This window comes from Paenibacillus sp. GYB006 (assembly GCF_036577645.1).
Lineage (GTDB): Bacteria > Bacillota > Bacilli > Paenibacillales > Paenibacillaceae > Paenibacillus.
In genome coordinates this window covers 1-1,471 of sequence record NZ_JARBDA010000043.1, presented here as the reverse complement: position 1 = coordinate 1,471, position 1,471 = coordinate 1, and the positions used below count along the sequence as shown (strand labels likewise).

Below are 1,471 nucleotides of genomic sequence, written 5' to 3'. Positions count from 1 at the left end.
ACGGGTCCGAGCCCTTTTGTTTAATGTCTCCCGATACTCCGTGCTATGTTATCCTGCGAATGCATGAACCGGCGAGGATCAATTAGCTTTATGCTGCTTGTAGGAAAATTCTAGTCGAGTCGTAAGTTTTGCCGCTTTTAGCAAGACAGACAAGCATACGTGCAACTTTCCCAATCAATTTCATAATCGACTTCATCTTCTTTACCTTCTTTTCCTTCACGTTGTAGTGGTGCAGAGCCCGAAATTCCGAGTTGGTCATCACCATACACATGGTCACGAGATAGAGGAAATGGCGCAGACGTGGGCGACCACGTTTGCTAAGCACCATTTTTCCTCGCCACTTCCCAGAACTTGCTTCAGCTAGGTTTAATCCGGCATGGCGTAGTAGAGCATTTCCGTGTGCATAAGCGCTTAGATCGCCAGCCTCGCCAAGAATGCCTGCTAAGCTTGTTGCATTGACGCCTGGGATTTCAAGCAGTTTTTGAGCATAGGGAATACGCCCCAGTATCATGTGGACTTCCTGCTCAATCTGTTCAAGTTGACGCTGAGCTAAGTCATACTCTTCTAAGAGTTGCTCTAGATGAAGTTTGTAGGCGTGAAGAGCGTGCGTGGCACCCACACTGCATTTCGCAAGTGTAATAAGTTGCTCTGCACGTTTGACGCCAGCATGACGTTTCACGTATTGCTTCCAGCCAGCCAGAACTTGTTCAGTGGATAACCGGCTAATTTCCTTCGGTAATGGGAAGAGCCGGAGCGTAGCGATAGCACTGGTGCAAGTAAGAATCTTAAATACCTGACGCAGTTCAGGAAAGACAATATCTACCCAGCGATGAATCTGATTTACCGCACTGTTGAGACGTTTGGTCACGGTTTCTCGATTCGCCATAAGAATACGAAGTTCTTCATAAGATTCTGCAAGAAATCGAACGGGAGAGTAGTATCCATTTTTGATCATATCTGCGATGACCAGTGCGTCTTTATGATCGCTTTTCGATGGCGTATTGTCCCGGTTTTCTTTGTTCTTTTTAACAAGATGGGGATTTACAAGCACAGTCTCAATACCTTGCGAATCCAGCCAGCGAGCCAGGCTAAGCCAGTAATGCCCCGTAGGCTCCATACCGACAATGACTTTCTGAAGCTTGTAAGATTTCAATAAATCTCGGATCCAACACTTGAGAAAGTTGAATCCTTCTAAATGATTTCCGAATTTTAGGGATGTACCAAGTGCGATTCCTCGAAAGCTCACAGCCCGAGCAACATGGACTTCCTGAGCAATATCTACACCGACCACCAGATGATGAACGGTAATGTTTTCAATGAGTTGATTTTGTTTTTCTTGTGCTTTAAACTTCATGTTAGAGCGACCTCCTGATGTGGATTTTAAGGGCTTTTGACCCGTTGCGTACTCCCATCGTACAGAGGCGCTCTTTTTTATTCAAACTCCAAATTTTTCGTTTTACAGGAATTCTAA

At 45.3% G+C, this 1,471-nt stretch carries 1 protein-coding gene; it reads right to left on the bottom strand.

Going from position 1 to position 1,471, the window contains the following annotated elements; genetic code table 11:
* Positions 1–88: 88 nt before the first annotated feature.
* Positions 89–1,354 (bottom strand): IS110 family transposase, encoded by a 1,266-nt coding sequence (locus PV403_RS24755; RefSeq protein WP_191805304.1) that lies wholly within the window; start codon positions 1,352–1,354, stop codon positions 89–91.
* Between the last annotated feature and the right edge of the window lie 117 nt (positions 1,355–1,471).